The following is a 26,619-nucleotide window of genomic DNA, read 5'->3' as shown; positions in this document are numbered from 1 at the left end:
AGGCCACGAGGTGACGAACCCTGTCAATGAATGAACAGCTTCACGAAGATTCCGATTTGAAAGGCGAGGACGAAGCCCATCATCCATTTCAGCAGGTTCATGTCCGACTTCAGGGTACCTACGTCGTCGTCCCGCTTACTGAGTGCCGCAGCTGCCTTCACCGCCTTGTCCTCCGGTACGTCGATGGACCGGAAGGCCTCGTAGACTTCGCTCTGCATCGTCGTCATCGGGGCTTCCTCGGTGAAAATTTACATTTCCAGACAATGAATTCAACGTCGCATACAATGGGCCGCTTTCAGGCGGGACGATATATCACTTGATGGACCGGGATGTATGACAGCTTGTCACGTTCGGTGCTGTGCGTGGCCACCAGGATCTGCTTGCCTGCGGGTTGAACCGCTCCGGTCCTCGCAGCCTGCCGTTCCCCTCGCCGCACTGTGTTGCGCCATGGGCGCAACCTACGGCTCGATGCAGGGCGGAGGTGTTGCGAGCCGACGGTCGTAGGTTGTGCCCATGGCGCAACGCATCGGATCAGCTGCCTCGGGCGGATCGACGGCTGCCGATACGAACAAGGTGATGGCGAAGATCCTGATGGGCACCGTAGTTGGCTTGACGTTGGCTGCTCGTAGGATGGAGGACGGAACGCATGATCGCCACGCAACGGAAGCCGAACAGGTGCGATTTTGACATTGTTAGTTGCTATGAGCTTGTTCTGCGGTGAGGTCGCAGCAGTATTCGCTGCCAAGCTCTTGAAAAGTTGGCGCGCCCTGCTGGATTCGAACCAGCGACCGTCCGCTTAGAAGGCGGGTGCTCTATCCAGCTGAGCTAAGGGCGCTTGAAGGAGGCAGGGACCCCGCGCGTCCTCAGCGGACGCGGTCGGGGCGGAAATTGTCGGCGTAGTTGCGCGGGCGGACGCGGCGCTGGTGGGCGTCCTGGACCATGTATTCCCAGCCCTTGCGCTCGGCGAACGCGACGGCGTCGTCCTTGGTCGGGAACTTCAGGCGAACCTGGTTGAGGGTGTCGCCGGACGAGATCCAGCCCATCAGGGGCTCGGCGCGCCGCGGGGTCGCGATCTCGTATTCCAGGACCCAGTCACCCATCTTGCCGCGACCGGACTGCATGGTCGACTTGCTGGGCTGATAGATACGCACCTGCATGGTTCGCTTCTCCACGACTTCTCGCATATGGTCGGAGCGCCGAGATTCGAACTCGGGACCCTCTGCTCCCAAAGCAGATGCGCTACCAGACTGCGCTACGCTCCGCCAGAGCGTGACATACATCATCGGGGCAAACTCAGCAACCCACTGCCCCCGGCGGCCCTCGAAGAAAGTTCCGAAGCTTTGCCATATGGACTTATGCAGGGCACCGTGGCATTCGGCGGTCGGCGGCCGACCCTTCATCAACACCATGTGTCGTCCCAAGATATCGACCCGAGACGAGGATCCCGAGTGACCCAGCAATCCATGTTCCTGCCGCCGGCGATCCACCAGTACATCCTGGACAATTCGCTGCGGGAGCCGCCGGTGCTGACCCGGCTGCGCGCCGAGACGGCCAGCCTGACCCAGGGCTATTACCAGATAGCGCCGGAGGAAGGGCAGATGCTGACCCTGGTGCTGGAACTGCTCAGGGCGCGGCGGACGCTCGATATCGGCGTGTTCACCGGCTACAGCGCCACGGTGGCGGCCCTGGCGCTGCCGCCCGAAGGCCGGGTGGTGGCCTGCGACGTCAGCGTGGAATGGACCGACGTGGCGCGGCGCTACTGGGCGGAGGCCGGAGTCGCCGACAAGATCGACCTGCGGCTGGCCCCGGCGACGGAGACGCTTGCGGCCCTGATCGGCGAGGGAGCGGCGGGCAGCTTCGACTTCGCGCTGATCGACGCGGACAAGGAGCTTTACCCGACCTATTACGAGCAGGCGCTGACCCTCGTCCGGCCGGGCGGCGTGATCGCGATCGACAACACGCTGTGGCGCGGCACGGTCGCCGATCCGCAAGCGACCAAGCCCAAGACCGAGACGTTCCGGGCGTTCAACGCCTTCGTCCATGCCGACGAGCGGGTGACCCAGGTGCTGCTGCCGCTGGGCGACGGGCTTACCCTGGCGCGCAAGCGCCCCTGAGGGTCAGCCCGGTCAGCCCTGCTGCTGGAAGGCCGGGTGGACCACCCGGTCGCCGGCGCGGATGCCCAGCCGGGCGGCCATGCCGCCGTTGATCTCCAGCACGCCCTTGACCTGGCCCGCGGAACTGATGGTGTCCAGCGACTGGGGCACCGCGTTCTCGTGGATGTTCACGATCCGGCCGTCGGGGCCGATGAACACCATGTCCAGCGGGATGAAGGTGTTCTTCATCCACATGGACATGGTCTGAAGCTGCGGCAGGATGAACAGCATGCCGGCGTCGGGCGCCATGGTCTCGCGGAACATCAGCCCCTGCGCCATCTGGCGCGGAGTCTCGGCGATTTCGATCGCGAAGGGGAATTTGCCGCCCGAGGCGGTCTCGATCACCAGTCGGTCGGTGCGGAACGTCTCCGCGGCGGACAGGGAGCCCTGACCGGCCGCAACCAGCAGCAGGACGAGGGTGAAGGTTCGGATGATCGCGGCAGCCATGGTCCAGTCGCTACAGGAGCCCGCACTATATGTAAAGCATTTGGGCGAATCCTGTACCGTCAGGACATGACCGCGTCCACGACCTGCCGGATCTCGTCGCGCACCGGGCCGGGCCTCGGGGCGTCGGCGATGGTGGTGAACCAGTGTTCCGGCGGGTTCTGGCCCTGGCGGCGGCTCCAGGTCAGGGCGCGCAGCACCTCCTCGGCGTCCTGAGTCACCGGAACGTCCGGGTCGATGCCGTTGAGGGTGGCCCAGACCCCGGTCCAGCAGCGGCCGACCGACCACGGATTGTAGCCGCCGCCGCCCAGGACCAGGACCCGGGGAGCGAGGGTCGCAAGCGAGCGGACGGCGTTCCACAGGGCGCGGTTGGACAGTTCCAGCCGGCTCAGCGGGTCGTCGGCCAGGGCGTCGGCGCCGCACTGGATCACCACGGCGTCGGGGGCGAAGCACCGGCCCAGCGGCATCAGGGCGTTCTCCAGGATGTAGTCCAGTTCGGAGTCGTTGAACTCCACCGGGACCGGCAGGTTGCGGGCCATGCCGCCGGCCCGGTCGCCGACCTTGCCGGTGAAGGGCCAGCGGGTGCCCTCGTGGACCGACACGGTCAGCACCCGGTCGTCGTCGGCGAAGGCATATTCCACCCCGTCGCCGTGATGGGCGTCCAGGTCCGCGTAATAGACGCGGCGCAGGCCGCCGTCGAGCATGGTCAGGATCGCGAGCACCGGGTCGTTGAAGTAGCAGAAGCCGCTGGCCCGGTCGCGCAGGCCGTGGTGGGTCCCGCCCGCGGGGTTGTAGATCACCCCTTCGTGCTCGGCCAGCAGCCGGCCGGCCAGGATCGAGCCGCCCGACGCCGTGGCGGGACGGCGGAAGACCTCGGCGAAGATCGGGTTCTCCAGCCGGCCGATATTGTAGCGGTCGCGCGCCTCCGGATCGAGCCGCTGCTCCGCCTCGGCCCGGCGGACCGTCTCTATATATGTCCGGTCGTGAAAACGGGCGAGCTGGTCGGGGGTCGCCCTGGGGCTGTCCAGATAGTCCCGGTGGTCCAGCCATCCCATGGCGCGGGAAAGGTCGATCGCGGTGGAGACCCGCGGGATCGCGAGCGGGTGCTTCTTGCCATAGGTGGAGGCCCGGTAGATCTCGCTTCCGATGAAGAGCGGGCCGATGGGCTCGGACTGGGCGGGCTGGGACTGGGCGGGCTGGGGCTGGTTCAACATGGAAGCTGACCTAGGCCGCCCCCCGCGCTTCGTCAACTATGTGCGTATTCGGTATTCCAGCGCCTTGCCAGGGCGTCACGGACTTGCAATAGTCTGTCCCAACCTCACTGGGGGGAGCCGATGGTCGGCTGAGAGGTCCCAAGCCGCGGGACGACCCCTGGAACCTGATCCGGTTGATACCGGCGTAGGGATCAGTGACCCATGCACGACCTCGTGCGGCCGACCGTGTCGGCCCATCCTCCCAGCATCGGCGTGAGAATTGAGCGGGCCCGCCTGACCTATGGCGGCGCGCGGCTGTTCGACGGCCTGGATTTCGAGCTCGAAGGCGGCCGCTGCACCTGCCTGCTCGGGCCGAGCGGCGTCGGCAAGACCACGCTGCTTCGGCTGATCGCCGGGCTGGCCGATCCGGAGCCGCCCACGGTCCTGGCGGCGGAGGACGGAAAGCCGCTGGACGGCCGGGTCGCCTACATGGCTCAGCAGGACCTGCTGCTGCCCTGGCTGGGCGCGCTGGACAACGTGCTGCTGGGGCCGAGGCTGCGCGGCGAGGCGGTGGGCGCCGCCCTGGCGGACCGGGCGCGCGGGCTGCTCGACGCGGTCGGGCTGGGCGACCGGCTGCAAGCCCGGCCGGCGGAGCTGTCGGGCGGCATGCGCCAGCGGGTGGCCCTGGCCCGCACCCTGATGGAGGACCGTCCCGTCGTGCTGATGGACGAGCCCTTCTCGGCCCTGGACGCGATCACCCGGCTCAGGCTCCAGGAACTGGCGGCCGGGCTGCTGGCGGGGAAGACGGTGCTTCTGGTCACCCACGACCCGCTGGAGGCGCTTCGCATCGGACATCGGATCCATGTGATGGCGGGACAGCCGGCGGAAATCGGGCCGGCGATCTCGCCCGAGGGTTCGCCGCCGCGGCCGGCCGACGATCCGGCGCTTCTGGCGCGGCAGGCCGAGCTGCTGCGGCGGCTGTCATCATGATGCGGGCGGTACGGCCCATGGTGCGCCCCCTGGTGACCGCGGCGGTCCTGATCGCCGCGTGGCAGGCGCTTGTCTGGGCGACCGGCGTGCCGCGATTCATCCTGCCCGATCCGGCGCGGGTGGCGGTGGCGCTGTGGGAGCGGGCCGGCCTGATCGGCTACCACGCCCTGTTCACGATGGGCGAGATCCTGGGCGGGCTGGCGCTCGGCGTCGTGCTGGGCGCCGCCACGGCGCTGACGCTCAGCTATTTCCGGCCGGCGCGCCGCTGGCTGATGCCGGTGCTGGTGTTCAGCCAAGCGATCCCGGTGTTCGCGCTGGCGCCGCTGCTGGTGCTGTGGCTGGGCTACGGCATGGCGTCCAAGGTCGCGATGGCGACCCTGATCATCTATTTCCCGGTCACCTCGGCCTTCTTCGACGGGCTGCGCCGGACCGAGCCGGGCTGGCTGGACCTGGCTCGGACCATGGGCGGGTCGCGCTGGACCACGCTGGTCCGGATCCGCCTGCCGGCAGCATTGCCCGCCTTCGCCTCCGGCCTGCGGGTCGCCACGGCGGTGGCGCCGATCGGCGCCGTGGTCGGCGAGTGGGTCGGGGCCTCGGCCGGGCTCGGATACCTGATGCTGCACGCCAACGGGCGCATGCAGGTGGACTTGATGTTCGCGGCCCTGCTGACCTTGGCCGCCATCGCGGTGGCGCTCTATTTCGCGGTGGACGCGCTGCTGCGCCGCGCCCTGCCGTGGCAACGGGACAAGAATCCAGACGAAGAGAGGGACTGAACACCCATGCGTACCGAAGCATCGCGCCGATCATTCCTGAAGGCCGGACTGGCGGGGCTGGTCCTGGCGGCCGGCCTCGCCGCTTCGGCGCCGGCACTGGCCCAGGACAAGCTCACGGTCCTGCTGGACTGGTTCGTCAACCCCGACCATGCGCCGCTGTATGTGGCTCGGGAGATGGGTTACTTCCGCGACGCGGGGCTGGAGGTCGAGATGGTCGCCCCGGCCGACCCGAACGACCCGCCCAAGCTGGTCGCCGCCGGCCGGGCCGACCTGGCGGTATCCTACCAGCCGCAGCTCCAGATGCAGGCGGCCGAGGGCCTGCCGCTGACCCGGATCGGCACCCTGATCGCGACGCCGCTGAACACGGTGGTCGTGCTGGCGGACGGGCCGGTCAAGTCGATCGCGGACCTGAAGGGGCGCAAGGTCGGATACTCCGTCGGCGGGCTGGAGGACGCGCTGCTCGGCGCGATGCTGGAGAACGCCGGGCTGAAGCTGTCCGACGTGGAACTGGTCAACGTCAATTTCAGCCTGTCGCCGGCGCTGCTGTCGGGACAGGTCGACGCGGTGGTCGGGGCCTACCGGAACTTCGAATTGAACCAGCTCGACATCGAGGGCAAGGCCGGCCGCGCCTTCTATCCGGAGGAGCACGGTGTCCCGCCCTATGACGAGCTGGTCATCGTCGCCAACCGCGAGAAGGTCGCCGATCCCCGCCTTCCCCGCTTCCTGGACGCGGTCGAGCGCGGCACGCTGTACCTGATCAACCATCCGGACGAGTCGTGGAAGCTGTTCGTCAAGGCCAACCCCGAACTGGACGACGAGCTGAACCGGCGCGCCTGGCGCGACACCCTGCCCCGCTTCGCCCACAGCCCCGGGGCGCTCGACGCGAGGCGCTACGAGCGGTTCGCGAAGTTCCTGAAGGAGCGGGAGCTGATCGGGGAGGTGCCGAGGCTGGCCGACTACGCGGTCGAGCTTCGCTGAGGGCCGGCTTTGCCATTATGCCGCATGCCTGCGTGTGCGGCGGGCGTTGATCATGCCGCGGGCTGCGGTATCGTGCGGCATGACTCAACTGCGACGCGCACTCTCCGATGCCGAGCGGATCGACTGGCTGCGGCTGATCCGGACCGAGAATGTCGGCCCGGTCACCTTCGCCCGTCTGCTGGAACGCTACGACACCGCCACGCTGGCCCTGAAGGCGCTGCCCGACCTCGCCCGGCGGGGAGGCCGCACGGCACCGCTGCGCATCTGCCCCAAGGCGGAGGCCGAGCGGGAGATCGCGGTGGCCCGCAAGGCGGAGGTGCGGCTTATCGCCTCCTGCGAACCCGACTACCCCCTGCCGCTGGCCATGATCGAGGACGCGCCCCCGGTGATCGCGGTGAAGGGGCATGCCCATCTGCTGAGCCGCCGCTGCATCGGCATGGTCGGCGCCCGCAACGCCTCGACCAACGGCAAGCGCTTCGCCGACACGATGGCGCGCGAGCTGGGCGCGGCCGGGTTCGTCGTGGTTTCGGGCATGGCGCGCGGGATCGACACCAGCGCCCATCTGGGATCGCTGGATAGCGGCACGGTCGCTGTCGTGGCGGGCGGCGTGGACGTGATCTACCCGGAGGAGAACGCGGCGCTCTATGCCCGGATCGCCGCGCAGGGCGCCGTGGTGGCCGAATGCCCCATGGGCACCCAGCCCATGGCGCGGCACTTCCCCCGGCGGAACCGCATCATCTCCGGCCTGTCGCTGGGCGTGGTCATCATCGAGGCGACGCCCAAGTCGGGGTCGCTGATCACCGCGCGGACGGCGGGCGAACAGGGCCGCGAGGTCTTCGCCGTGCCGGGCTCGCCGCTGGATCCGCGCTCGCGCGGGCCCAACGACCTGCTGCGCAGCGGCGCCAATTTCGCCGAGGGCGCCGAGGACATCATCCAGGCCTTCGCGGGAGTCGAGGCGCCGAAGATGCGGGAGCGGGAACCGGACCTGTTCTCCGTCGCGAAGCCCATGCACCTGGATGATGCGAGCTTCGAGGAAATCCGCGACCGGCTGCTGGAATGCCTGGGTTATACGCCGGTCCCCGTTGACGAACTGGTCAGAGGGTGCCAATTGTCTGCGTCGGTAGTACGGAGCGTGCTGACTGAGCTTGACCTTGCCGGTCGGGTTCAGCATCTGCCCGGAAATCAGGTCGTCCTGATTCAGCAATAAAAACTGAAAAAGTGACCGAACGCAAACAAGAGGCGGATTTCGCTTGTCTGGCAGCAATCTAGTCATCGTCGAATCCCCGGCCAAAGCGAAGACGATCAACAAGTATCTTGGTCCGGACTTCACCGTTTTGGCCAGCTTCGGCCATATTCGGGATCTCCCGCCGAAGGACGGCTCCGTTCGTCCGGAGGAAGACTTCGCCATGTCCTGGGAACTGGGCGACCGGTCCAAGCGCCATGTCGACGAAATCTCGCGCGCCATCCGCGGCGTGGACCATGTCTTCCTGGCGACCGACCCGGATCGCGAGGGGGAGGCGATCGCCTGGCATGTCCAGGAGGTGCTGCGCGAGGCGAAGCTGCTGGACAAGGTCGACGTCCGCCGGGTCACCTTCAACGAGATCACCAAGGGCGCCGTCCTGGACGCCATGAAGCGTCCGCGCGACCTGAACCGCGAGCTGATCGAGGCCTATCTGGCGCGCCGCGCGCTGGACTATCTGGTGGGGTTCACCCTGTCGCCGGTCCTGTGGCGGAAGCTGCCGGGATCGCGGTCGGCCGGGCGCGTCCAGTCCGTGGCGCTGCGGCTGATCTGCGAGCGCGAGGCCGAGATCGAGGTCTTCAAGCCGCAGGAATACTGGTCGATCGAGGTCGTCTTCCAAACCGCCGGGGGCGCCCAGGTCAGGGCGCGGCTGACCCAGCTGGACGGCAAGCGGCTGGACAAGTTCGCGCTGGGCGAGGCCGGCGTCGCGAACGCGGTGGTCGAGCGGCTGAAGCCGCTGAGCTACGCCGTCCATTCGGTCGAGCACAAGCAGGTCAAGCGGAACCCCTACCCGCCCTTCACGACCTCCACCCTCCAGCAGGAGGCGTCGCGCAAGCTGGGCATGGGCGCCACCCGGACCATGCGGGTCGCCCAGAAGCTTTACGAGGGCGTCGATATCGGCGGCGAGGCGGTCGGCCTGATCACCTACATGCGTACCGACGGCGTCCAGCTTTCCAACGACGCGATCGGACAGGTGCGCGAGCTGATCGGCTCCCAGTACGGCGGCGACTACGTGCCGGACAGCCCCAGGATCTACAAGTCGGCCGCCAAGAACGCCCAGGAGGCGCACGAGGCGATCCGGCCGACCGACCTGCTGCGCCGGCCGGAGGATGTCGCCCACCAGCTCGAGCGGGACGAGCTGCGTCTCTACGAGCTGATCTGGAAGCGGACCGTCGCCTCGCAGATGGAAAGCGCCGTGCTCGACCAGGTGGCGGTGGACATCGCGTCGTCGGACGGCAAGGCGGTGCTGCGGGCGACCGGCTCGGTCGTGCTGTTCGACGGCTTCCTCCGGGTCTACCAGGAGGAGCGCGACGACTCGGTGGACGAGAAGCTCGCCGCCGAAGACGAGGCCGAGGCGCGGTTGCCGCCGGTCAAGGAAGGCGACGCGATGAAGCGCGGCGCCGTCGATGCCGAGCAGCATTTCACCCAGCCGCCGCCCCGCTACACCGAGGCGAGCCTGGTGAAGAAGCTGGAGGAGCTGGGCATCGGCCGGCCGTCGACCTATGCCAGCATCATGCAGGTGCTCCAGGACCGCGACTATGTCGAGCTGGACAAGCGGCGCTTCGTCCCGCAGGACCGCGGACGGCTGGTGACCGCGTTCCTGACCAGCTTCTTCGAGCGCTACGTCGAGTACAACTTCACCGCCGACCTGGAGACCAAGCTGGACGACGTGTCCGGCGGAAGGCTCGACTGGAAGACGGTGCTGCGGGACTTCTGGAAGGCTTTCTCCGCCGCGGTGGAGGGCACCAAGGACCTGACGATCACCCAGGTGATCGACGAGTTGGACAAGGACCTGGGGCCGCACTTCTTCCCCAACACGGCCAAGGACGGCACCGACCCCCGCGTCTGCCCGTCCTGCCACGCCGGCAGGCTCGGCCTGAAGCTGAGCCGGAATGGCGCCTTCATCGGCTGCTCCAACTATCCGGACTGCCGCTACACCCGCTCGCTGGCGGTCGCGACCGGCGACGAGGAGGCCGACGCCCTGGCCGACGGTCCGCGCGAGCTGGGCGACGACCCGGAGACCGGCTTGCCGGTCAGCGTGCGGCGCGGGCCGTACGGCGCCTATGTCCAGCTGGGGCCGCGCCGCGAGGCGGCTCCGCCGGTCGAGGTGGCGGCGCCCGAGCCGGAGCCCGAGGCCGGAGCCAAGAAGACCAAGGGCAAGGCCAAGGCGAAGCCCAAGGCCGAGGTGGAGAAGCCCAAGCGCGTCTCCCTGCCCAAGGGCATGTCGCCGACCGAGATCGACCTGGAGACCGCGCTGAAGCTGCTGGCGCTGCCGCGCGACGTCGGGCCGCATCCGGAGACCAAGGACATGATCACGGCCGGCATCGGCCGGTTCGGGCCCTACCTGAAGCTCGGTTCGACCTACAAGTCCTTGGCCCCGGACGACGACGTGCTGACCATCGGGCTTAACCGGGCGGTCGTGCTGCTGGCGGAAGCCAAGAAGGGGCCGGCCCAGGTGCCCGGCCGCGCCCTCGGCGACCATCCGCGCGACGGCAAGCCGGTGAGCCTCAACAACGGCCGGTTCGGTCCCTATGTGAAGCACGGCAAGCTGATGGCGTCGCTGCCCAAGGCGATGGTCCCCAACGCCGAGGAGCTGACCCTGCAGCAGGCGATCGAGCTGCTGGACGCCAAGGCGGCCAAGGACGGCGGCAAGGCCCCGGCGGCGAAGGGCAAGGCCGCCAAGGCGGCTCCCGAGGAAAAAACGAAGGACGCCGAGGCAGCCCCGGCGAAGAAGCCGGCGGCCAAGGCGGCACCGAAGAAGGCACCGGCCAAGAAGCCGGCCACCGCCTCGAAAGCCGCCCCGGCGAAGCCGAAGGCCCGCGCCGTCGCGTCGGGAGATTAGCCGACCTACGGGCCATCACAGCCCCTGATGGAGAAAACAGTCCCGCTTTGACCGAAGACAACCCGAAGAAGCCCGCCGCCCTCCCGTCACGGGATGAAATCCTCGCCTTCATCCGGAACAGCCCGGTTCCCGTCGGCAAGCGGGAGATCGCGCGGGAGTTCAAGCTGCGGGGCGACGACCGGATCGCCCTCAAGGAAATGCTGAGGGACCTGGAGAGCGAGGGCGCGGTCGAGCGCGACCGGGCCCGGCGGCTCGCCCCGCCGGCGGCGCTGCCGGCGGTCGGCGTGCTCGAGGTGGTGGAGATCGACACCGACGGCGAGGTCCTGGCCCGTCCCGTGGCCTGGACCTCGGACGAGCCGCCGCCGAAGATCTACATGCAGCCGGAGCGACGCGGGCACCCTGCCCTGCTGCCCGGTGACCGGGTGCTGGCCCAACTGAGCCGGCAGAAGGACCGGGTCTATGCCGGGCGGACCATCCGCAAGCTGGAGAAGCACGGCACCGCGCGGGTGCTGGGCATCTATGAGATGACGCCCGACGGCGCCCGGCTGCGCCCGACCGACAAGCGCCAGCGCGCGGAGTTCCTGGTCACCCCGGCCAATTCGGGCGACGCGGAGAACGGCGAACTGGTGGTGGCGGAGGTGCTGCCATCCAGCCGGTTCGGCCTCAAGCAGGCCAAGGTGGTCGAGCGGCTGGGCGACATGGCCAACCCGCGCTCGATCAGCCTGATCGCGATCCATTCCCAGGACCTCCCCACCGTGTTCAGCGAGGCGGCGCTGGAAGAGGCCGGACGCGCCGAGCCGCCGACCCTGGAGGGGCGCACCGACCTGCGCGACATCCCGCTGGTGACGATCGACGGCGCCGACGCGCGGGACTTCGACGATGCGGTCTGGGCCGAGCCCGATCCGGAGGTGCCAGGCGGCTGGCACGCGCTGGTCGCGATCGCCGACGTCGCCTTCTATGTCCGCCCCGGCCGGCCGCTCGACCGGGCGGCGTTCCAGCGCGGCAACTCGGCCTATTTCCCCGACCGGGTCGTGCCGATGCTGCCGGAGGCGCTGTCCAACGATCTCTGCTCGCTTCGGCCGGGGGAGGAGCGCGCCTGCCTGGCGGTCCATCTGTGGATCGACGCGCGCGGCGAACTGACGCGCCACCGCTTCGTCCGCGGGCTGATGCGCTCGGCGGCGCGGCTGACCTACGAGCAGGTCCAGGCGGCGCGCGACGGCGCCCCGGACGATGACGCCGGACCTCTCCTGGGACCGGTGATCGAACCCTTGTACGGCGCCTTCCGGACGCTGAACGCGGCGCGGGAACGCCGCGGGACGCTGGAGCTTGACTTGCCGGAGCGGCAGGTCAGGCTGGACGAGCGGGGCGGCGTGGTCGCGATCACGCCGAGGAAGCGCCTGGACAGCCACCGCCTGATTGAGGAATTCATGATCTGCGCCAACGTCGCGGCGGCCGAGGCGCTGGAGGCCAAGGGCGCTCCCTGCCTCTACCGGGTCCACGACCAGCCCTCCATGGACAAGCTGGAGTCGTTGCGCGAGTTCCTGCACGGCATGGGCCACAAGCTGGCCCAGGGCGCCCTGAAGCCCTCCGACTTCACCGGCATCCTGGAGCGGGTTCGCGGCAGGCCGGAAGCGGCGGTGATCAGCGAAGTGATCCTGCGCTCGCAGGCCCAGGCGTCCTACGACCCGGAGAATATCGGCCATTTCGGCCTGGCACTGCGGCGCTATGCCCATTTCACCTCGCCGATCCGGCGCTATGCCGACCTGATGGTCCATCGCGCGCTGATCCGGGCCTACGGGCTCGGTCCCGGCGGCCTGGACGACGCGGAGGCGGCCCGGATGACCGAGATCGCGGAGCACATCTCCTCCACGGAACGCCGCGCGGCGCTGGCCGAACGCGACGCGGTGGACCGCTTCACGGCGGCCTTCCTGGCCGACCGGGTGGGCGCCACCTTCAGCGGACGGATCACCGGGGTGACCCGGTTCGGCCTGTTTGTCGAGCTTGACGAGACCGGCGCCGACGGGCTGGTGCCGGTCAGCTCGCTGCCGGACGACCAGTACGAGCACCAGGAGCGCAGCCACGCGCTGGTCGGCCGGCGGTCGGGCCGGGTCTACCGGCTGGGCGCCCCGGTCAAGGTCAAGCTGGTCGAGGCGGACCCGGTGCTCGGCAGCACGCTCTTCGCCCTGCTGGAGGACGACGGCGCGGACCTGCCCTGGCTGCGCGGATCCCCCGGCAAGCCGGCCGGCCCGGGCAGGCCGAAGGACAGGCCCGGGGGCCGCGGCAAACGGCGCGATCGGTAAAGCCGCCCGCGCCACTGGCAAAAACCGCGATTCATGATAATACTCTGTTCCATGGACGAACCGCCCCAGATGCAGCGCTCCCGGGAACTCGAACCGCCGCCAGGCTCATTCCTGACGGGGCTGCTGCGGGGTATCCGCCGCCGCTGCCCGGGATGTGGCCGAAGCCACCTGTTTTCCCGGTACGTGACGGTCGTCCCGAATTGTCCCGATTGCGGGCTGGAGACCAGCGCCTATCGCGCCGACGACGCGCCGCCCTACTTCACGATCTTCGTGGTGGGCCACGTGGTCATTCCCGGCATGCTGCTGCTGGAACAGAAATTCCATCCGGAGCCGTGGGTCCATATGGTGACCTGGGTCCCGATGACGCTGCTGCTGACCCTGGCCTTGCTTCCGCCGATCAAGGGAGCCGTAATCGGAGCGCAATGGGCACTTCGCATGAAAAGCTGAGGCCGCGCCGCGGTTTTTCCGGCGCGCTGATGGGTATCCTGCTGCTCACGGGATGCACGGCCGAACCGACCTCGCTGGCGGCCCAGCCTCCGCCACCGCAGATCGGCGAGCAGGTCTTCGCCGTCGGCTACGGCAGGATCGCGGAGATCTACCTGAACCCCGTGGACATGGGGCAGTTGACCACCGACGGGCTGCGCGGGCTGTCCAAGATGGATTCGGCCATCGCCGTCGACCGGTCCCCCAGCACCGTCCGGGTCACCAGCAACGGCCATCCGGTCGGCGAGTTCACGGCTCCCCCGGCCAACGACGCGGGCGGCTGGGCCGCCGTCACGGCTCAGGCGATCGAGCGGGTGCGGCTGAGTTCCACTCCCCTGCGCCAGGCCACGCCGGAGGACATCTACCAGACCGTCTTCGACGCCATCATGGCCGACCTGGACAGCTATTCCCGCTACACCAGCGCCCAGCGGGCGGGCAACGAGCGGGCCCAGCGCGAGGGCTATGGCGGAGTCGGCGTCGGGGTGGAGGGGAAGGACGGCCGGTTCGTCATCAGCGAAGTGGTCGGCCACGCCCCGGCCGCCCGGGCGGGGCTGAAATCGGGCGAGGCCATCGTCGCCATCGACGGCGACCTCACGGGCTATATGAGCCTCCAGGACGTCCGGGACCGCTTGCGCGGGCCGTCGGGCACCCTCGTGCTGGTCACGGTGGAGGCCGCCGCCGGCGGGCAGAGCCGCCGCGTTCCGCTCCGGCGCGAGCGGGTGATCCCCAACACGGTGGCCGTTTCGATCGACAACGGCGTGGCCGTGCTCTCGATCGAGCGATTCAACGCGGCCACGTCCCTGAACGTGCGCGAGGCGATCGACGTCGCCCGGACCCAGATGGGGCGCAAGGCGGTCGGGTTCGTGCTCGACCTGCGGGGCAATCCCGGCGGCCTGCTGGACCAGGCGGTCGCCGTCGCCGACCTGTTCATCCCCCAGGGGCGGATCATCACGACGGCCGGGCGGCATCCCGACAGCATCCAGCAGTTCGACGCCACCCATGACGACCAGACCGAGGGCCTGCCGCTGGTCGTCCTGATGGACGGCCGGTCCGCCTCCGCGTCCGAGATCGTCGCGGCGGCCTTGCAGGACAGCGGGCGCGCCGTGGTGGTCGGCGCCTCCTCCTTCGGCAAGGGCAGCGTCCAGACCGTCACGCGGCTGCCCAACGACGGCGAGTTGTTCCTGACCTGGTCGAGGATCTATGCCCCGTCGGGCTACACGCTGCACCGCCAAGGCGTCACGCCGACGATCTGCACCAGCAAGGATTCCAGCGACGCCGATACCGTGATCAGCCAGCTCCAGGCCGGCCGGCTCGGCATGCCCGGCACGCTGGCGAGCTGGCGCTCGGCGGCCCCGGACGACGAGACGGCGCTCCATCAGCTCCGCGACGCCTGCCCCTGGAAGACCCACGAGGCCGACCTGGACCTGCGGGTCGCGAAACGGCTGCTGGCGGACAAGACGCTGTACCAGCGCGCGCTCCAGCTTTCGACGACGCTGCTCGCGGAGCGGTGAAGGCGGAAATCGTGAGGGTTTCCCGGCCCGGGACTTGACTCCGGCGGCCATCCTTGTATCTTCCGCGCTCACTTTGTCGTGCTACCGGGTCAACGCGATCCTGGGGCATCGCGGACGAACACGGGATCCAGAGTTATGGCGAAACAGAATACCGTTCTGATCCGGCTTGTCAGCTCGGCTGGCACCGGCTTCTTCTATGTGAAGAAGAAGAACCCCCGCAAGACCACCGAAAAGCTTGAGTTCCGGAAGTATGATCCGGTCGTGCGCCAGCACGTCGCTTTCAAGGAAGCGAAGATCAAGTAATCCGTTTCAGACGGAAACGACAAGGCCGCCCTCGGGCGGCCTTTCGTGTTTCTGCAATTCCGGCGCGGGTCGGCGGAACCGGGTTGCCGGGGTCAGACCACCATATCCCATGAGGTCTCCCAGGCGACAATCTCGGAGGGATATGGTGGTCTGGCCCCGGTAACCCTCGCCGGCACCGACGGCCGACACCCGAACGTCAAATTCACTGTGCCCGGCAGCTAGGCCCGGATCGGGGCCTGGGCGTCGTCGGCGGCGACCGTCTTGTTGCGGCCGGAGCGTTTGGCCCGGTAGAGCGCGTCGTCGGCCCGCTTCAGCATCGCCTCGGCGGTGTCCGTGGCGCCGTCCACCACGGAAATGCCGATGCTGATGGTGACCGTGATCTCCCCCACCGGGGCGCTGACGGCGAAGACGTCCTCGCCGACGCGCCGGCGGAGCCGCTCGGCGACGGCGATGGCCGACTCGCGGTCGGTGTCGGGCATCACGACGATGAATTCCTCGCCGCCATAGCGCGCCACGAGGTCGAAGTTGCGCAGGTTCCGGTTGGCGCGCGCCGCGACCTCCTTCAGAACCTCGTCGCCGACGCCGTGGCCATACGTGTCGTTGACGGTCTTGAAGTGGTCGATGTCGAACATCAGGATGGCGACGGGCTTCTGGCTCTCCCAACTCCGCTCCATCAGCCGCGGTAGGTGGGCGTTGACGTAGCGGCGGTTGAACACCCCGGTCAGGCTGTCGGTCAGGGCCATGGACAGGCTCTGCTCGTAATTGTGCCGGAGCTTCTCGTGGTACCGCTTGCGCCGGACCTGGGTCCGGACGCGGGCCAGCAGTTCGTTGCGGTCGATCGGCTTGAGCAGGTAGTCGTTGGCTCCCAGCTCCAGCCCCTTGGCGACCCGGGAGAGGTCGCCCTCGTCGGCGACCAGCAGGATCGGCGCTTGCCGGGTGCGCTCATGGCTGCGCAGCAGAGAGCAGAGCCGGAGCGCATCCTCGTTGAGCAGGGTGAGGCTGACGATGATCAGCTCGAAATCCTCGGACAGGCCGAGCTCCAGCGCCTGGGCGGAGGTCTCCGCCGCGATCACGCTGTCGGTGTCCCGCCGCAGGGTGTCGGCGATCTTCTCCAGGTCGATCGGGCTGTCCTCGACCACCAATACCCGGGCTTCGGCCGCGGTCTCGTTGCGGACGGTCATCGCCTGGTCGAGGATGCCGAACTGGCCGGAGGTCGATTCCCGCAGCCGCCACTCGTCCATCATCATCTTGAGTCGGACGAGCGACCGGACCCGCGCGAACAGCGCGATGTCGTTGACCGGCTTGGTCAGGAAATCGTCGGCGCCCGCCTCCAGCCCACGCACCCGGTCGGAGGCGTCGGATAGCGCCGTGATCATCACCACCGGGATGTGCATCGTGGTCGGATCGGATCGGATGCGTTCGCAAACCTCGAATCCGTCCATGCCCGGCATCATGACGTCCAGCAGGACGATGTCCGGAGATTCCTTCTTGATGCGTTCGAGCGCCTCCGGCCCGTTATAGGCCGTTATCACATCGAAATATTCGCGGGTGAGTTTCGCCGCCAGCAACTTTACGTTGGGCAGAACGTCGTCAACTACGAGAACGCGCGCCGACATGGCCCCTCAGTTTCCGGCCGCTTCCACGAGAGCCCCGTCAGCTCAGGAAGCGTTGAACGGTTTCGAGAAATTTAGCGACGGAGATCGGTTTGGCGATGTAGTCCTCGCAACCTCCTTCGCGAATTTTCTCCTCATCGCCTTTCATGGCGAACGCGGTGACCGCGATGATGGGAATCGCCTTGAGGTCATCGTCTTCCTTGATCCATTTGGTTACTTCCAGCCCGGACACCTCCGGGAGCTGGATGTCCATCAGGATCAGGTCGGGCCGGTGGAGACGCGCCAGCTTCAGCGCTTCCATCCCGTCCTTGGTCTGCAATGTCGCATAGCCGTGGGCCTCGAGCAGGTCATGAAACAGCTTCATGTTCAGTTCGTTGTCTTCCACGATCAGCACCCGCTTGGCACCCTCGGGGTCGGCGGACTTGACATCGTCCCAAGCTTGATCGGCAGACATTATAACTCTCCATGACCTCTTACAACCGGCACCGCCGCGGCTCACGGCCGGTAGCGCCGGGCGTGCCGGTGGCCGCACACCTCATCCACTTCTAGAAGGCGAAGGTTAAGGTGTGGTTACCGCGCTGTTGTTGCAGGGATGTTCGATGCACGAAACGCATATTCCGAATGGTAGGCCGAGCGAACTATACGGACAGCAGCGGCACGGGCGTGGCATGATCCCGGCACTGCAACCCGCGCCAACCTTACACGGCAACCCGGCACGCGTCCATGTACTGTGACTTCGGCGCGGCGGCGCCCCGGACGGGATCACGCCGGACGGGATCACGAAGGACCGGTTCGAGACCATGCGATGGAATCCGACGCGATGGGCGCTGAACGCCTGATTCGATCGGGGCCGGCCGTTCCCGGCCTGTGCCGCGACTGCGGCGGGGAGGCGCCGCCGGGAGCGGCGAGATGCCCTGCCTGCGGCTCGCGGCGGCTTACCCGCCATGCCGAACTGCACGCCCTGTCGATCGCCCATATCGACTGCGACGCCTTCTATGCCAGCGTCGAGAAGCGGGACGATCCGAAGCTGGCGGACCTGCCGGTGATCGTCGGCGGCGGCCAGCGCGGAGTCGTCGCGGCCTGCTGCTACGTGGCCAGGCTCTACGGGGTACGGTCGGCGATGCCGATGTTCAAGGCCCTTTCGCTGTGCCCCAACGCGGTGGTGTTGCCGCCCGACATGAGGAAGTACCAGGCGGTCGGGCGCGAGGTCCGGGCCAGGATGCTGGAGCTGACCCCCCTGGTCCAGCCGCTGTCGATCGACGAGGCCTTCCTGGACCTGACCGGCACGGAACGGCTGCACGGCGGCAGCCCGGCGCGGACGCTGATCCGGCTGGTGCGCCGGCTGGAGACGGAGATCGGCATCACCGCCTCCATCGGGCTCAGCTACAACAAGTTCCTGGCCAAGGTGGCGAGCGACCTCGACAAGCCGCGCGGCTTCAAGGCGATCGGACGGGCCGAGGCGCTGGACTTCCTGGCTCCCCAGCCGGTCGGCCTGATCTGGGGCGTCGGGGCCGCCCTGCAGCGCAAGCTGGAGCAGGACGGCATCCGCACCATCGCCGAACTGCGCGAGCGCGACGAGCACCACCTGATGAAGCGCTACGGCGTGATGGGGCGCCGTCTCTTCCGGTTCGCCCGCGGCGAGGACCTGCGCACGGTCGATCCTGACGAGGAGACCAAGAGCATCTCGGCCGAGACCACCTTCAGCCAGGACATCGCCGACCTGGAAGACTTGAGCAACCGGCTGTGGCCCCTGTGCGAGACGGTCGCCCGGCGGCTGAAGGCCCAGGATCTCGCCGGCGGGTCGGTGGTGCTGAAGCTCAAGACCGCCGATTTCCGCCAAGTGACGCGGAGCCGCAAGCTGGGCTCTCCGACCCGGATGGCGGACGCCATCTTCCAGGCGGCCCTGCCCCTGCTGGAGCGCGAGGCGACCGGCACCCGGTACCGCCTGATCGGCATCGGCTGCGCCGACCTGGCCGAGGCCCGGCGCGCCGATCCGCCCGACCTGCTGGACCCCGACCGCATGCGCCGCAACGAGGTGGAGCGGGCGATGGACCAGGTCCGCGACCGGCTGGGCGACACGGCCGTCGTCAAGGGGCGCGGATTCGTTCCGCGCTCCACCCCGCTGCTGCCCGGCCTGCCGATGCCGCCCCGCCGGAGACGGCGCTGAACGGGAAGGATCAGCAGCGCGGCCGGGGGATCGACTCGATCTGCTCCAGCACGGCGGCGACCGTGAAATCGCCGTAGTCGATCAGCATCGATTGGGCGACGCCGTTCTCGAACAGCTTCAGGCTCATCTCGTACTCGGGGGCGGCATCGTCGCTGTCCATGGGGAAGAACGCCATGCGGACCGGCCAGACGGCGCCGTGGAGCAGCTTGGCGTCGAACTTGCCGTCCAGCGCCGGCTCCGTCCGCAGCCCCAGGGCGGCGCTGATCTCGGTCGCCCCGTCGGTATCGGAGCCGTCGAAGACGGTGGTGCCGAACAGCTTGTCGCCGGCCGCCGCATGCTTCAGCAGCTGGATCGTGTGCATGCTGGGGAACAGGGTGCCGCCGGGCAGCTCGATCTCCTGCTCCTCCGGCTTGACGTATCGGGCGACGCCGGGCCGGTCGCCATAGGCCTCGGCGGTGCCGCGCAGCTCCTCGTCCAGCTCGCCGTTGACCAGCTTGCGGACGTTGAAGCGGTAGGACTCGCCGTCCTTCGACTCCCAGGTGGCGTAGTTGGTCGACATGTCGACCTGCTCGCCCTCGGAATACTGGAAGCGCAGCTGGAAGCGCTGCTCGATGGTCCAGCCGTCGCAGGCATCCGCCCATTCGAACATCATCTGGCCGCGGACGTCGGACACGGTGCTGCTGTTGCGCGCCGAGGCCAGCGACATCTTGTAGATCGCCCGGTGCGGGGCGATCTCCACGGCGGCTCGGGCGGGAAACGCCGACGGCACGATGGTCAGCAGGCCGAGCAACGCCGTGAAGGCGACGCGGGCAGCGGGGCGGAAATCTTTCAAGGTGACGACCACAAATTGGTTTACAGCGGTTTACGGCGTGAAGCCCAGGGGTAAGCATAGTAGTTTCGCGCGCGGGAAAAAGCCGAAACATCCTTTTTCGGCATTTCCCCCGGAATTAGCGAGTTCAAGCGCCAGAGGACAGCCCGATGAACGCTCCGAACGGGACCACCCGACCAGTTCTCCTCCTGACCCGCCGGTATCCCGACGCGGTCATGGCCCGTGCCGGCCGCGACTATCGCATCCTGCCCAACGAGGACGACCATCCCTATGGCGTGGAGGAGATGGCGCGCCGGGCGGACGGCGCCGACGCCCTGCTGGTCTGCGCGGTCGATCCGGTCCCGGCCGCCCTGATCCGGGCGCTCCCCGACTCGGTCCGGATGATCGCCACCTTCTCGGTCGGCACCGACCATATCGACCTGGCCGCCGCGAAGGAACGGGGCATCGCGGTATCCAACACGCCCGGCGTGCTGACCGACGCCACGGCCGACATCGCCTTCCTGCTGCTGCTGGGCGCGGCCCGGCGCGCCGCCGAGGGCGAGCGGATGATCCGGGAAGGCCGCTGGGACGGCTGGGCGCCGACCCAGCTGATCGGCACTCATGTCACCGGCAAGCGGCTGGCGATCCTGGGCATGGGGCGGATCGGCCAGGCGATGGCGCGCCGCGCGCGCGGCTTCGACATGGAGATCCACTACCACAACCGGCGCCGGCTGCCGGCCGCCGAGGAAGCCGGCGCGGTCTACCACGCCGATGCCGACGAGATGTTGTCGGTCGCCGACTTCCTGTCGATCCACAGCCCGGCCACGCCGGAGACCCGCCACTGGCTGAACGCGGAGCGGATCGCCCGCCTGCCCGACGGCGCCGTCGTGGTCAACACGGCGCGCGGCACGCTGGTGGACGACGAAGCGCTGATCGCGGCGCTGCGCTCCGGCAAGCTGGCGGCGGCCGGCCTGGACGTGTTCGAGAACGAGCCGAAGCTCCACCCCGGCTACGCGGGCCTGCCCAACACCTTCCTGCTGCCCCACATGGGCAGCGCCACCGACCGGACCCGCGACGCCATGGGCTTTACGGCGCTCGATAACCTGGACGCCTTCTTCGCGGGCAAGGAGCCGCCGAACCGGGTGGTGTAGCTTGCGTGCGGACGGCCGGTTTTGTACCACTTCGATCCTGAGCCGCGGCCCGCCGGGCGCGCGGAGGGACTGAACCCGACCGGGGCGGATGAACCATGCAGTCGATTCTAGGGCGGGCCGGCGAACAGATCTCCTCTTTCTGGAAGGACGTCTACGACACGGTCCTGAACCCGAAGCCCGATGCGCGGGGCGATACCCGCATCGCCGAGGAGGCGCGGGCCCGGGCGCCGGTGATCTGGCTGCTGGGCATGGTCGGCTCCGGCAAAAGCTCCATCATCCGCACGCTGACCGGCAGCAGCGACGCCGAGGTCGGTACCGGCTACCGGCCCTGCACGGCGACCGCCCGCATCTATGAATTCCCCGAGGAGGCGCCGGTCGTCCGGTTCCTCGACACCCGCGGCCTGGGCGAGGTCGCCTACGACCCGGCGGAAGACCTCGCCCTGTGCGAGAAGCAGGCGCATCTGGTGCTCGTCGTCGTCCGGGCGATGGGGCCGGTGCCGGCCCCGGTGCTCGACGCGCTGACCCGCGTGCGCCGCCGCCATCCCGATTGGCCCGTGGTGGTCGCCCAGACCACCCTGCACGATTTCTATAAAGGGCCGGGAGCCCTGGCGCATCCCCTGCCCTACCCGTTCGGCGACGGCACCCGGCCTAGCGGCATCGAGGCGCTCGACCGCAGCCTCGCCGCCCAGCGCGAGACCTTCGCGAAGCTGCCGGGCAGCGGCGCCGTCCGCTTCGCCCCGATCGATTTCACGCCCGAGGAGGACGGGCTCGCCCCCGCCGATTACGGGATCGACCGGCTATGGACCGCGCTGGAAGCCGGCTCGGCCGACGGAGTCGTGTCGATGATGCGGCGCAGCCTGGGCAGTTCCGGCAAGCCGGGCGTCGGCCGGGCCGCCTCCCACATCTGGGGCTATGCGGCGGCGGCCGGCGCGATCGACATGCTGCCGGTGGCCGGCGTGATCGGGGTGCCGGTGGTCCAGGGCAAGATGCTGCACAGCCTCGCCGGCATGCTGGGCGTGACCTGGACGCGGGCGACCCTGGCGGAGTTCTCCGGCTGCCTGGGCGCGGGGGCGCTGCTGCGTTTCGGCGCCCAGTTCGGCGTGCGGCAGCTGGTCAAGCTGGTGCCGGGCTACGGCACCGTGATCGGCGGCGCCGCGGCGGGGGCGGCCAGCTTCGCCACCACCTACGGGCTCGGCCACGCCGCCATCCTCTATCTGAGCAGCCGCCGGTCCGGCGCGCGGTTCGACGCCGACGCCGTCGCGGAGGAGTTCCGCCGCGCCATGGCCGAAGCCACCGGCGTCGCCCGGGCCAGCCGCATGTTCTCCCGCGATTCCGATGGGAAGGCCGGGTCGTGAAACGGATCGTCGGCCGGCAGGGGGCTTGGTGGCTGGGCGCGCTGGCCGCCGCCTGCCTGCCCTTCCTGGCCCTGGTCCCGCTGGGCGCCGTCTGGCTGTGGGAAAGGCAGGGCTTCGTCTACTGGTTCCTGGGGACGGCGCTGTGCTTCCTGGCGGCGGGGCTGCTGTTCCGGCGGGCGCACCGGGCCGGGGACCGGGTGCCCTCGGGCGACGCGGCGACCGCCGCGGGCGAGGAGACGCCGCCCGATCCCGGCTGGTCGCCGAGCGACAAGGTCGCCTGGCAGAGGGTCCAAGGCTTCGCGGCGCAGACCTCCGGCCGAATGCTGATCGACCAGCGGGCGCTGCTCGCCACCGGGCGCGCCGTGATCGAGGAGGTCGCCCGCCACTACCATCCGGAGCGGGCGGAGCCGCTGTGGCACTTCACCCTGCCCGAGGCGCTGCTGCTGGCCGAGCGGATCAGCCGCCGGACCCGCGCGTTGACGGTCCAGGCGGTGCCGGGTTCGCGCTCGGTGAGGATCGGCGACGTGCTCCGGCTCTACCGGGTCAAGCGAACGGTGGCCAGCGTCGCGCACAGCGCCGACGGTCCCTGGCGCGCCATCCGCCTGGCGATCAACCCGGTGCAGGCGGCCGCGGCCGAGCTGAGCCGCCGCTTCCAGGGTTTCGCCGCGGAAGGCTTGTCGTCCCTGATGCTGGACCGGATCGCCCGCATCGTGGTGGAGGAGATCGGTCGCGAGGCGATCAACCTGTACAGCGGCCGGCTGCGCGCCGACATCGACGAACTGGACCGGCTTGAGCCGCCCGCGGTGGCCGAGCCGGCGGCCCCGGCCGTGCCCTTGCGCCTGCTGGTCGCGGGCAAGGTCAACGCCGGCAAGTCAAGCTTGGTGAACGCCCTGTGCGGCGACGTGGTCGCGGCGGTCGACGTTCTCGCGGCCACCGGCCAGCCGACCAGCCACTCGGTGCGCTGCGCCGACGACCGGCCGGCGCTCGAACTGGTCGACTGCGCCGGGCTGGAGCGGGAAACGGCCATTCCCAAGCTGGTCGCGTTGGCCGAGAACTGCGACCTGGTCCTGTGGGTCGCCCTGGCCAACGACGGCGCCCGCGACCTGGACCGCCGGCTGCTCGACGCGGTGCGCGGCCATTTCGCGGGCCGTCCGCAGTTCCGGGCACCGCCGGTCGTGGTCGTCATGTCCCACATCGACCGGCTGCGGCCGTTCAACGAGTGGGCTCCGCCCTACGACGTCGCGGTCCCTTCGGGCCGGAAGGCGGAAACCATCCGGGCTGCGATGGAAGCGGTCGCGCAGTCCCTGGGGGTCGCCGCTACCGACGTGATACCGGCGCGGCTGGACGCCGGGATGCTCTACAATATCGACGCCGTCTGGACCGCGGTGCTGGCCCGCGTCCCCGAAGCCCGGCAAAGCCAACTCATCCGCCTGCTGCGGCTGGCCGGTTCGGCGGGCGGAGTCGCGGGCGTCGCCCGCCAGATCGTGACCGGAGGTCGCCTGCTGTCCGGATTGGTGATCGAAGGAATCGCCGGCACCCGGACAAAGACTTGAAGCTTTCCACTAAGCGGGGTTAAGCATTTTTATTACCCACAGATGAACGCAGATGGACACAGATATTCAGCTCTAATCTCGCTTATCTGTGTCCATCTGCGTTCATCTGTGGATGATCTACGATCCGTCCCTCCGGACAGACCTCCCGGACCGCCTATGTCGAACCACCCGCTTTTCCGCTCCTCTCAGCGCCACGCCTTCAGCCGCTTCACCGCCTCGGCCATGTCGTCGGTCGAGCCGGCGAAGGAGAAGCGCATGAAGTGGTGGCCACGGGCGCGATCGAAATCCACGCCCGGGGTCGCCGCGATGCCGGTCTCGGCCAGCATGCGGCGGCAGAACGCCTCGCTGTCGTCGGTCATCGCCGAGATGTCGGCGTAGACGTAGAACGCCCCGTCCGCCGGGGCCAGCCGGTCGAACCCGGCTTTCGGCAGCTCCTCCAGCAGAAGCGCCCGGTTGCGGGCGTAGCGGGCGACGTTGGCGTCCAACTCCTCCGTGCAGCCGAACACCGCGCAGGCGGCATGCTGCGACAGGCTGGGCGGGGAGATGAACAGGTTCTGGCTGAGGCATTCGATCGAGCGGGCGAGGTCATCGGGCACGACCATCCAGCCGAGCCGCCAGCCGGTCATGGAGAAATACTTGGAGAAGCTGTTGATCACCAGCGCCTGGTCGGTGACGGTCAGCGCCGAGGCCGCCGCCCCCTCGTAGCAGATGCCGTGATAGATCTCGTCCGAGACCAGCCGGATGCCCTTGTCGCGGCAGTAGGTCGCCAGCCGGCGCAGGTCGTCCGCCCCCAGCATGGTGCCGGCCGGGTTGGACGGGCTGGCGACGATCAGGCCTTCCACCGGGTGCCCCAGCCCTTCCAGCAGTTCGACCGTCGGCTGGAACCGGGTTTCCGGCCCGGCGGGCATCTCCACCGGAACGACGCCCAGCGCCATCAGGATGTTGCGGTAGGCCGGATAGCTCGGGGCCGCCATGGCGACCCGGTCGCCCGGCTCGAACGCCGCCAGGAAGCCCAGCAGGAAACCGGCCGACGACCCGGTCGTAACGACCACGCGCCGCTCCGGCACGTTCAGGCCGTAGCGGTCATGGTAGAACCGCGCGATGGCGGAGCGCAGCGGCGGGATGCCCAGCGCGTCGGTATAGCCCAGCCGGTCGCCATCGAGCGCCCGCTTGGCGGCCGATATAACCGCGGCCGGCGCCCCGGTGGACGGCTGGCCGACCTCCAGGTGGAGCACGTCCCCGCCGGCTGCCTCCCGCTCGGCGGCGGCACGCATGACTTCCATCACGATAAACGGGGAGATGGCTCCCCGCTTTGCTATTTTCAGTGACATACCCTGACCATGAAGCCCTGATTATGAAAAACGACGGAACCGTGTCTACTGGATGCTGGAGGCGAGGCCGAAGCCGCGCGGGTCGGTCGCCGCGGAACAGGACCGGCTGCCGTCGCTGCGGTTGACCTTGCAGCTCACCAGGTTGACCCGGCCCAGCGCCTGGACGCCGTAGATCTCGCCCTGGACGCCTGACGTCTCGCGGCTGGCCGGCCGTTCGGCGGTCTCCTCGATCAGGGTCCCGCCGGCGGGATCGGGCGCCAGCCGGGGCGCCGTCACCGCGTCGAGGGCATTCATGTCCTGCTCGAGGGCCCGGAGCGCCACGTTGACCAGGGCGGCCGGGGCGGCGCCCGCCCCTTCCTCCCCGACGCCGACGCCGATCAGCCCGGCGCTGCCGGCGAAGAGCGGCTGGTTCAGGTTGGGATTGACCAGGACGGCCGGACCGCCGATGCCGCGCGCGCCGGTCGCCGCGGCCTGGAGGATGCCGGTCCCCGGGATCATCTTGCCCGTCCCCATCGGCGCGCCGACCGAGAAGGTGCAGGCGACCGCCTGCCCGAACGGGTCGAACGTCACCAGGCCCGCCGTCGGAGGTCCCTCGGGCTCGACCTTCTCCAGCGCCTTGACCAGCCCGGCGTTGCGCCCGCCGGACGGAGCCTCCAGCGCCGCCCGCAGGGAGTCGGCGGCCGGCGCGCCTTCAGGAGGTGCGGCGAAATGCATCACCTCGTTGCCGTGCCTGACCTCGGCGGTGCCGCGCCACTGGGCCTGGTAGGACGCCAGGGTGGCGGCGTCGACCCCGACGCTCTCGGCGATCCGGGCGCCCAGCTGCCCGGTGTAGAAGACGCCGGCGCCGCGCTGGCGCACCTGGGCCAGCACGCCGGCGAGATCGGGCTGCTCCAGCTTCTGTCCTTCGCCGGGCGGCTGGGGGCCGTTGGGCAGGTACAGGCGCCGGGCCTCGGGATCCTCGCCGGCGACGTCGCCGAACACCTGGAGGTCGCGGGCCAGCGCACGGGAGATCTGGGTCTCGAACCGGGCCTTCGCCTCCGCCGGCGCGACCAGCTGCTCCCAGCGCATCTTGCCGTGGGCCGCGTGCAGGGTCGCCAGCCCGCGCAGCATGGCCGGCACCGCGACCTGTCCGCCATTCGGCGACCGGGGCAGGAAATCCAGGGTGCGCGTCTGCTTGGTGGCCGCGTCGTGGACGACGCAGATCCCGCCGCCGCCCAGCCCGACACGGGTCGGCAGGGTCACCGCCATCGCGAGCCCCATGGCGGTCGCCGCATCGACCGCGTTGCCGCCCTGCGCCAGGATGTCCCGGCCGATGACCGTGGCCCGCGGTTCGTCCGCCGCGACTCCCGCGTTCACCTGGTGGGCACCCACGCGCATGGGCTGATTGGATGCGCAGCCCCCCACGGCGGCGGCGACCATGGTAATAATGCC

General features: G+C 69.1%; 24 protein-coding genes, 2 tRNA genes and 1 riboswitch. Of the genes, 15 read left to right on the top strand and 11 right to left on the bottom strand.

All coding sequences use genetic code 11. The features are described 5' to 3' along the window. Positions 1 to 23: 23 nt before the first annotated feature. Positions 24 to 227, bottom strand: coding sequence for a hypothetical protein (locus JL101_RS06800; RefSeq protein ID WP_203098764.1), 204 nt, complete (start codon positions 225 to 227; stop codon positions 24 to 26). A gap of 286 nt (positions 228 to 513) precedes the next feature. Between JL101_RS06800 and JL101_RS06795 the strand changes: the two genes are divergently transcribed. Next, positions 514 to 687, top strand: a complete 174-nt coding sequence (locus tag JL101_RS06795) for a hypothetical protein (RefSeq protein WP_203098766.1) — start codon at positions 514 to 516, stop codon at positions 685 to 687. Positions 688 to 758: 71 nt separating this feature from the next. Here the strand turns inward: JL101_RS06795 and JL101_RS06790 are convergent. From JL101_RS06790 to JL101_RS06780, 3 genes are all read right to left on the bottom strand, one after another. After that, a tRNA-Arg gene (locus JL101_RS06790) sits at positions 759 to 835 on the bottom strand. Between the two features lie 28 nt (positions 836 to 863). Beyond that, positions 864 to 1,157, bottom strand: coding sequence for an ETC complex I subunit (locus tag JL101_RS06785; RefSeq protein WP_201072711.1), 294 nt, complete (start codon positions 1,155 to 1,157; stop codon positions 864 to 866). 28 nt (positions 1,158 to 1,185) lie between these two features. Then, a tRNA-Pro gene (locus tag JL101_RS06780) sits at positions 1,186 to 1,262 on the bottom strand. Positions 1,263 to 1,448: 186 nt separating this feature from the next. Here JL101_RS06780 and JL101_RS06775 point away from each other — a divergent pair. Beyond that, on the top strand, positions 1,449 to 2,114 hold the full coding sequence (locus tag JL101_RS06775; protein WP_228435321.1) for an O-methyltransferase: 666 nt from the start codon (positions 1,449 to 1,451) through the stop codon (positions 2,112 to 2,114). Positions 2,115 to 2,126: 12 nt separating this feature from the next. Here JL101_RS06775 and JL101_RS06770 read toward each other — a convergent pair whose 3' ends face one another. Together JL101_RS06770 and JL101_RS06765 are read right to left on the bottom strand one after the other, a co-directional pair. Next, positions 2,127 to 2,600, bottom strand: a complete 474-nt coding sequence (locus JL101_RS06770; protein ID WP_203098768.1) for a DUF192 domain-containing protein — start codon at positions 2,598 to 2,600, stop codon at positions 2,127 to 2,129. A 59-nt stretch (positions 2,601 to 2,659) separates the two neighbouring features. After that, positions 2,660 to 3,811: an acetoin utilization protein AcuC gene (locus JL101_RS06765; RefSeq protein ID WP_203098769.1), complete on the bottom strand. Its 1,152-nt coding sequence runs from the start codon at positions 3,809 to 3,811 to the stop codon at positions 2,660 to 2,662. Between the two features lie 100 nt (positions 3,812 to 3,911). Beyond that, positions 3,912 to 4,020: riboswitch (TPP riboswitch) on the top strand. Between JL101_RS06765 and JL101_RS06760 the strand changes: the two genes are divergently transcribed. The 9 genes from JL101_RS06760 (at position 4,013) to rpmG (ending at position 15,210) form a co-directional block, all read left to right on the top strand. After that, positions 4,013 to 4,780, top strand: coding sequence for an ABC transporter ATP-binding protein (locus JL101_RS06760; RefSeq protein WP_203098770.1), 768 nt, complete (start codon positions 4,013 to 4,015; stop codon positions 4,778 to 4,780). It overlaps the preceding riboswitch by 8 nt. Before the next feature lie 17 nt (positions 4,781 to 4,797). Beyond that, a complete protein-coding gene (locus JL101_RS06755; RefSeq protein WP_228435320.1) occupies positions 4,798 to 5,553 on the top strand; it encodes an ABC transporter permease in 756 nt (251 codons plus the stop codon). A gap of 6 nt (positions 5,554 to 5,559) precedes the next feature. Next, positions 5,560 to 6,531, top strand: coding sequence for an ABC transporter substrate-binding protein (locus JL101_RS06750; protein ID WP_203098772.1), 972 nt, complete (start codon positions 5,560 to 5,562; stop codon positions 6,529 to 6,531). A 79-nt stretch (positions 6,532 to 6,610) separates the two neighbouring features. Continuing rightward, complete coding sequence (gene dprA / locus JL101_RS06745; protein ID WP_203098773.1) at positions 6,611 to 7,738, top strand: DNA-processing protein DprA; 1,128 nt, start codon at positions 6,611 to 6,613, stop codon at positions 7,736 to 7,738. 43 nt (positions 7,739 to 7,781) lie between these two features. After that, positions 7,782 to 10,613, top strand: a complete 2,832-nt coding sequence (gene topA, locus JL101_RS06740) for a type I DNA topoisomerase (RefSeq protein ID WP_203098774.1) — start codon at positions 7,782 to 7,784, stop codon at positions 10,611 to 10,613. A 47-nt stretch (positions 10,614 to 10,660) separates the two neighbouring features. After that, complete coding sequence (gene rnr / locus JL101_RS06735; protein WP_203098776.1) at positions 10,661 to 12,913, top strand: ribonuclease R; 2,253 nt, start codon at positions 10,661 to 10,663, stop codon at positions 12,911 to 12,913. Positions 12,914 to 12,964: 51 nt separating this feature from the next. Next, on the top strand, positions 12,965 to 13,360 hold the full coding sequence (locus tag JL101_RS06730) for a DUF983 domain-containing protein (RefSeq protein ID WP_228435319.1): 396 nt from the start codon (positions 12,965 to 12,967) through the stop codon (positions 13,358 to 13,360). Beyond that, positions 13,336 to 14,907: a S41 family peptidase gene (locus tag JL101_RS06725; RefSeq protein WP_228435318.1), complete on the top strand. Its 1,572-nt coding sequence runs from the start codon at positions 13,336 to 13,338 to the stop codon at positions 14,905 to 14,907. The genes JL101_RS06730 and JL101_RS06725 overlap by 25 nt, the downstream gene beginning before the upstream one ends. A gap of 135 nt (positions 14,908 to 15,042) precedes the next feature. Further along, complete coding sequence (rpmG, locus tag JL101_RS06720; protein ID WP_044426262.1) at positions 15,043 to 15,210, top strand: 50S ribosomal protein L33; 168 nt, start codon at positions 15,043 to 15,045, stop codon at positions 15,208 to 15,210. Between the two features lie 218 nt (positions 15,211 to 15,428). Here rpmG and JL101_RS06715 read toward each other — a convergent pair whose 3' ends face one another. After that, entirely contained in the window at positions 15,429 to 16,826 is a 1,398-nt protein-coding gene (locus JL101_RS06715; RefSeq protein WP_203098778.1) for a PleD family two-component system response regulator, read from the bottom strand. Between the two features lie 37 nt (positions 16,827 to 16,863). Further along, positions 16,864 to 17,277: a response regulator gene (locus JL101_RS06710; protein WP_201072736.1), complete on the bottom strand. Its 414-nt coding sequence runs from the start codon at positions 17,275 to 17,277 to the stop codon at positions 16,864 to 16,866. A gap of 351 nt (positions 17,278 to 17,628) precedes the next feature. Between JL101_RS06710 and JL101_RS06705 the strand changes: the two genes are divergently transcribed. Further along, the gene (locus tag JL101_RS06705) at positions 17,629 to 18,990 is read left to right on the top strand and encodes a DNA polymerase IV (protein WP_228435317.1); all 1,362 of its coding nucleotides are present in this window, start codon (positions 17,629 to 17,631) and stop codon (positions 18,988 to 18,990) included. Between the two features lie 10 nt (positions 18,991 to 19,000). Here JL101_RS06705 and JL101_RS06700 read toward each other — a convergent pair whose 3' ends face one another. Beyond that, on the bottom strand, positions 19,001 to 19,822 hold the full coding sequence (locus tag JL101_RS06700) for a cell envelope integrity EipB family protein (protein ID WP_211111200.1): 822 nt from the start codon (positions 19,820 to 19,822) through the stop codon (positions 19,001 to 19,003). 146 nt (positions 19,823 to 19,968) lie between these two features. Between JL101_RS06700 and JL101_RS06695 the strand changes: the two genes are divergently transcribed. The 3 genes from JL101_RS06695 (at position 19,969) to JL101_RS06685 (ending at position 23,857) form a co-directional block, all read left to right on the top strand. Next, complete coding sequence (locus JL101_RS06695; RefSeq protein ID WP_203098784.1) at positions 19,969 to 20,949, top strand: 2-hydroxyacid dehydrogenase; 981 nt, start codon at positions 19,969 to 19,971, stop codon at positions 20,947 to 20,949. 95 nt (positions 20,950 to 21,044) lie between these two features. After that, the gene (locus JL101_RS06690) at positions 21,045 to 22,304 is read left to right on the top strand and encodes a YcjF family protein (RefSeq protein WP_203098786.1); all 1,260 of its coding nucleotides are present in this window, start codon (positions 21,045 to 21,047) and stop codon (positions 22,302 to 22,304) included. Continuing rightward, positions 22,301 to 23,857 carry a GTPase family protein gene (locus tag JL101_RS06685; RefSeq protein WP_203098788.1) on the top strand — a complete coding sequence of 519 codons (1,557 nt, stop codon included), beginning with the start codon at positions 22,301 to 22,303 and terminating at the stop codon, positions 23,855 to 23,857. Before JL101_RS06690 ends, JL101_RS06685 begins: the two co-directional genes overlap by 4 nt. Before the next feature lie 185 nt (positions 23,858 to 24,042). On the opposite strand, the gene JL101_RS06680 is transcribed toward JL101_RS06685, so the two are convergent. Both JL101_RS06680 and JL101_RS06675 read right to left on the bottom strand, forming a co-directional pair. Then, a complete protein-coding gene (locus JL101_RS06680) occupies positions 24,043 to 25,188 on the bottom strand; it encodes a pyridoxal phosphate-dependent aminotransferase (RefSeq protein ID WP_203098790.1) in 1,146 nt (381 codons plus the stop codon). Positions 25,189 to 25,233: 45 nt separating this feature from the next. Then, positions 25,234 to 26,565 (bottom strand): gamma-glutamyltransferase, encoded by a 1,332-nt coding sequence (locus JL101_RS06675; RefSeq protein WP_203098792.1) that lies wholly within the window; start codon positions 26,563 to 26,565, stop codon positions 25,234 to 25,236. Between the last annotated feature and the right edge of the window lie 54 nt (positions 26,566 to 26,619).

Source organism: Skermanella rosea (assembly GCF_016806835.2).
GTDB lineage: Bacteria > Pseudomonadota > Alphaproteobacteria > Azospirillales > Azospirillaceae > Skermanella > Skermanella rosea.
The sequence above is the reverse complement of the archived record's forward strand: the minus strand, read 5'-3'. Positions and strand labels throughout refer to the sequence as shown.

Coding starts and splice junctions, on each gene's coding strand:
- JL101_RS06800 (WP_203098764.1), bottom strand. CDS start 227: ATGACGACGATGCAGAGCGAAGTCTACGAGGCCTTCCGGTCCATCGAC.
- JL101_RS06795 (WP_203098766.1), top strand. CDS start 514: ATGGCGCAACGCATCGGATCAGCTGCCTCGGGCGGATCGACGGCTGCC.
- JL101_RS06785 (WP_201072711.1), bottom strand. CDS start 1,157: ATGCAGGTGCGTATCTATCAGCCCAGCAAGTCGACCATGCAGTCCGGT.
- JL101_RS06770 (WP_203098768.1), bottom strand. CDS start 2,600: ATGGCTGCCGCGATCATCCGAACCTTCACCCTCGTCCTGCTGCTGGTT.
- JL101_RS06765 (WP_203098769.1), bottom strand. CDS start 3,811: ATGTTGAACCAGCCCCAGCCCGCCCAGTCCCAGCCCGCCCAGTCCGAG.
- JL101_RS06760 (WP_203098770.1), top strand. CDS start 4,013: ATGCACGACCTCGTGCGGCCGACCGTGTCGGCCCATCCTCCCAGCATC.
- JL101_RS06755 (WP_228435320.1), top strand. CDS start 4,798: ATGGTGCGCCCCCTGGTGACCGCGGCGGTCCTGATCGCCGCGTGGCAG.
- JL101_RS06750 (WP_203098772.1), top strand. CDS start 5,560: ATGCGTACCGAAGCATCGCGCCGATCATTCCTGAAGGCCGGACTGGCG.
- dprA (WP_203098773.1), top strand. CDS start 6,611: ATGACTCAACTGCGACGCGCACTCTCCGATGCCGAGCGGATCGACTGG.
- JL101_RS06730 (WP_228435319.1), top strand. CDS start 12,965: ATGGACGAACCGCCCCAGATGCAGCGCTCCCGGGAACTCGAACCGCCG.
- JL101_RS06725 (WP_228435318.1), top strand. CDS start 13,336: ATGGGCACTTCGCATGAAAAGCTGAGGCCGCGCCGCGGTTTTTCCGGC.
- rpmG (WP_044426262.1), top strand. CDS start 15,043: ATGGCGAAACAGAATACCGTTCTGATCCGGCTTGTCAGCTCGGCTGGC.
- JL101_RS06715 (WP_203098778.1), bottom strand. CDS start 16,826: ATGTCGGCGCGCGTTCTCGTAGTTGACGACGTTCTGCCCAACGTAAAG.
- JL101_RS06710 (WP_201072736.1), bottom strand. CDS start 17,277: ATGTCTGCCGATCAAGCTTGGGACGATGTCAAGTCCGCCGACCCCGAG.
- JL101_RS06705 (WP_228435317.1), top strand. CDS start 17,629: ATGGAATCCGACGCGATGGGCGCTGAACGCCTGATTCGATCGGGGCCG.
- JL101_RS06695 (WP_203098784.1), top strand. CDS start 19,969: ATGAACGCTCCGAACGGGACCACCCGACCAGTTCTCCTCCTGACCCGC.
- JL101_RS06690 (WP_203098786.1), top strand. CDS start 21,045: ATGCAGTCGATTCTAGGGCGGGCCGGCGAACAGATCTCCTCTTTCTGG.
- JL101_RS06680 (WP_203098790.1), bottom strand. CDS start 25,188: ATGTCACTGAAAATAGCAAAGCGGGGAGCCATCTCCCCGTTTATCGTG.
- JL101_RS06675 (WP_203098792.1), bottom strand. CDS start 26,565: ATGCGCGTGGGTGCCCACCAGGTGAACGCGGGAGTCGCGGCGGACGAA.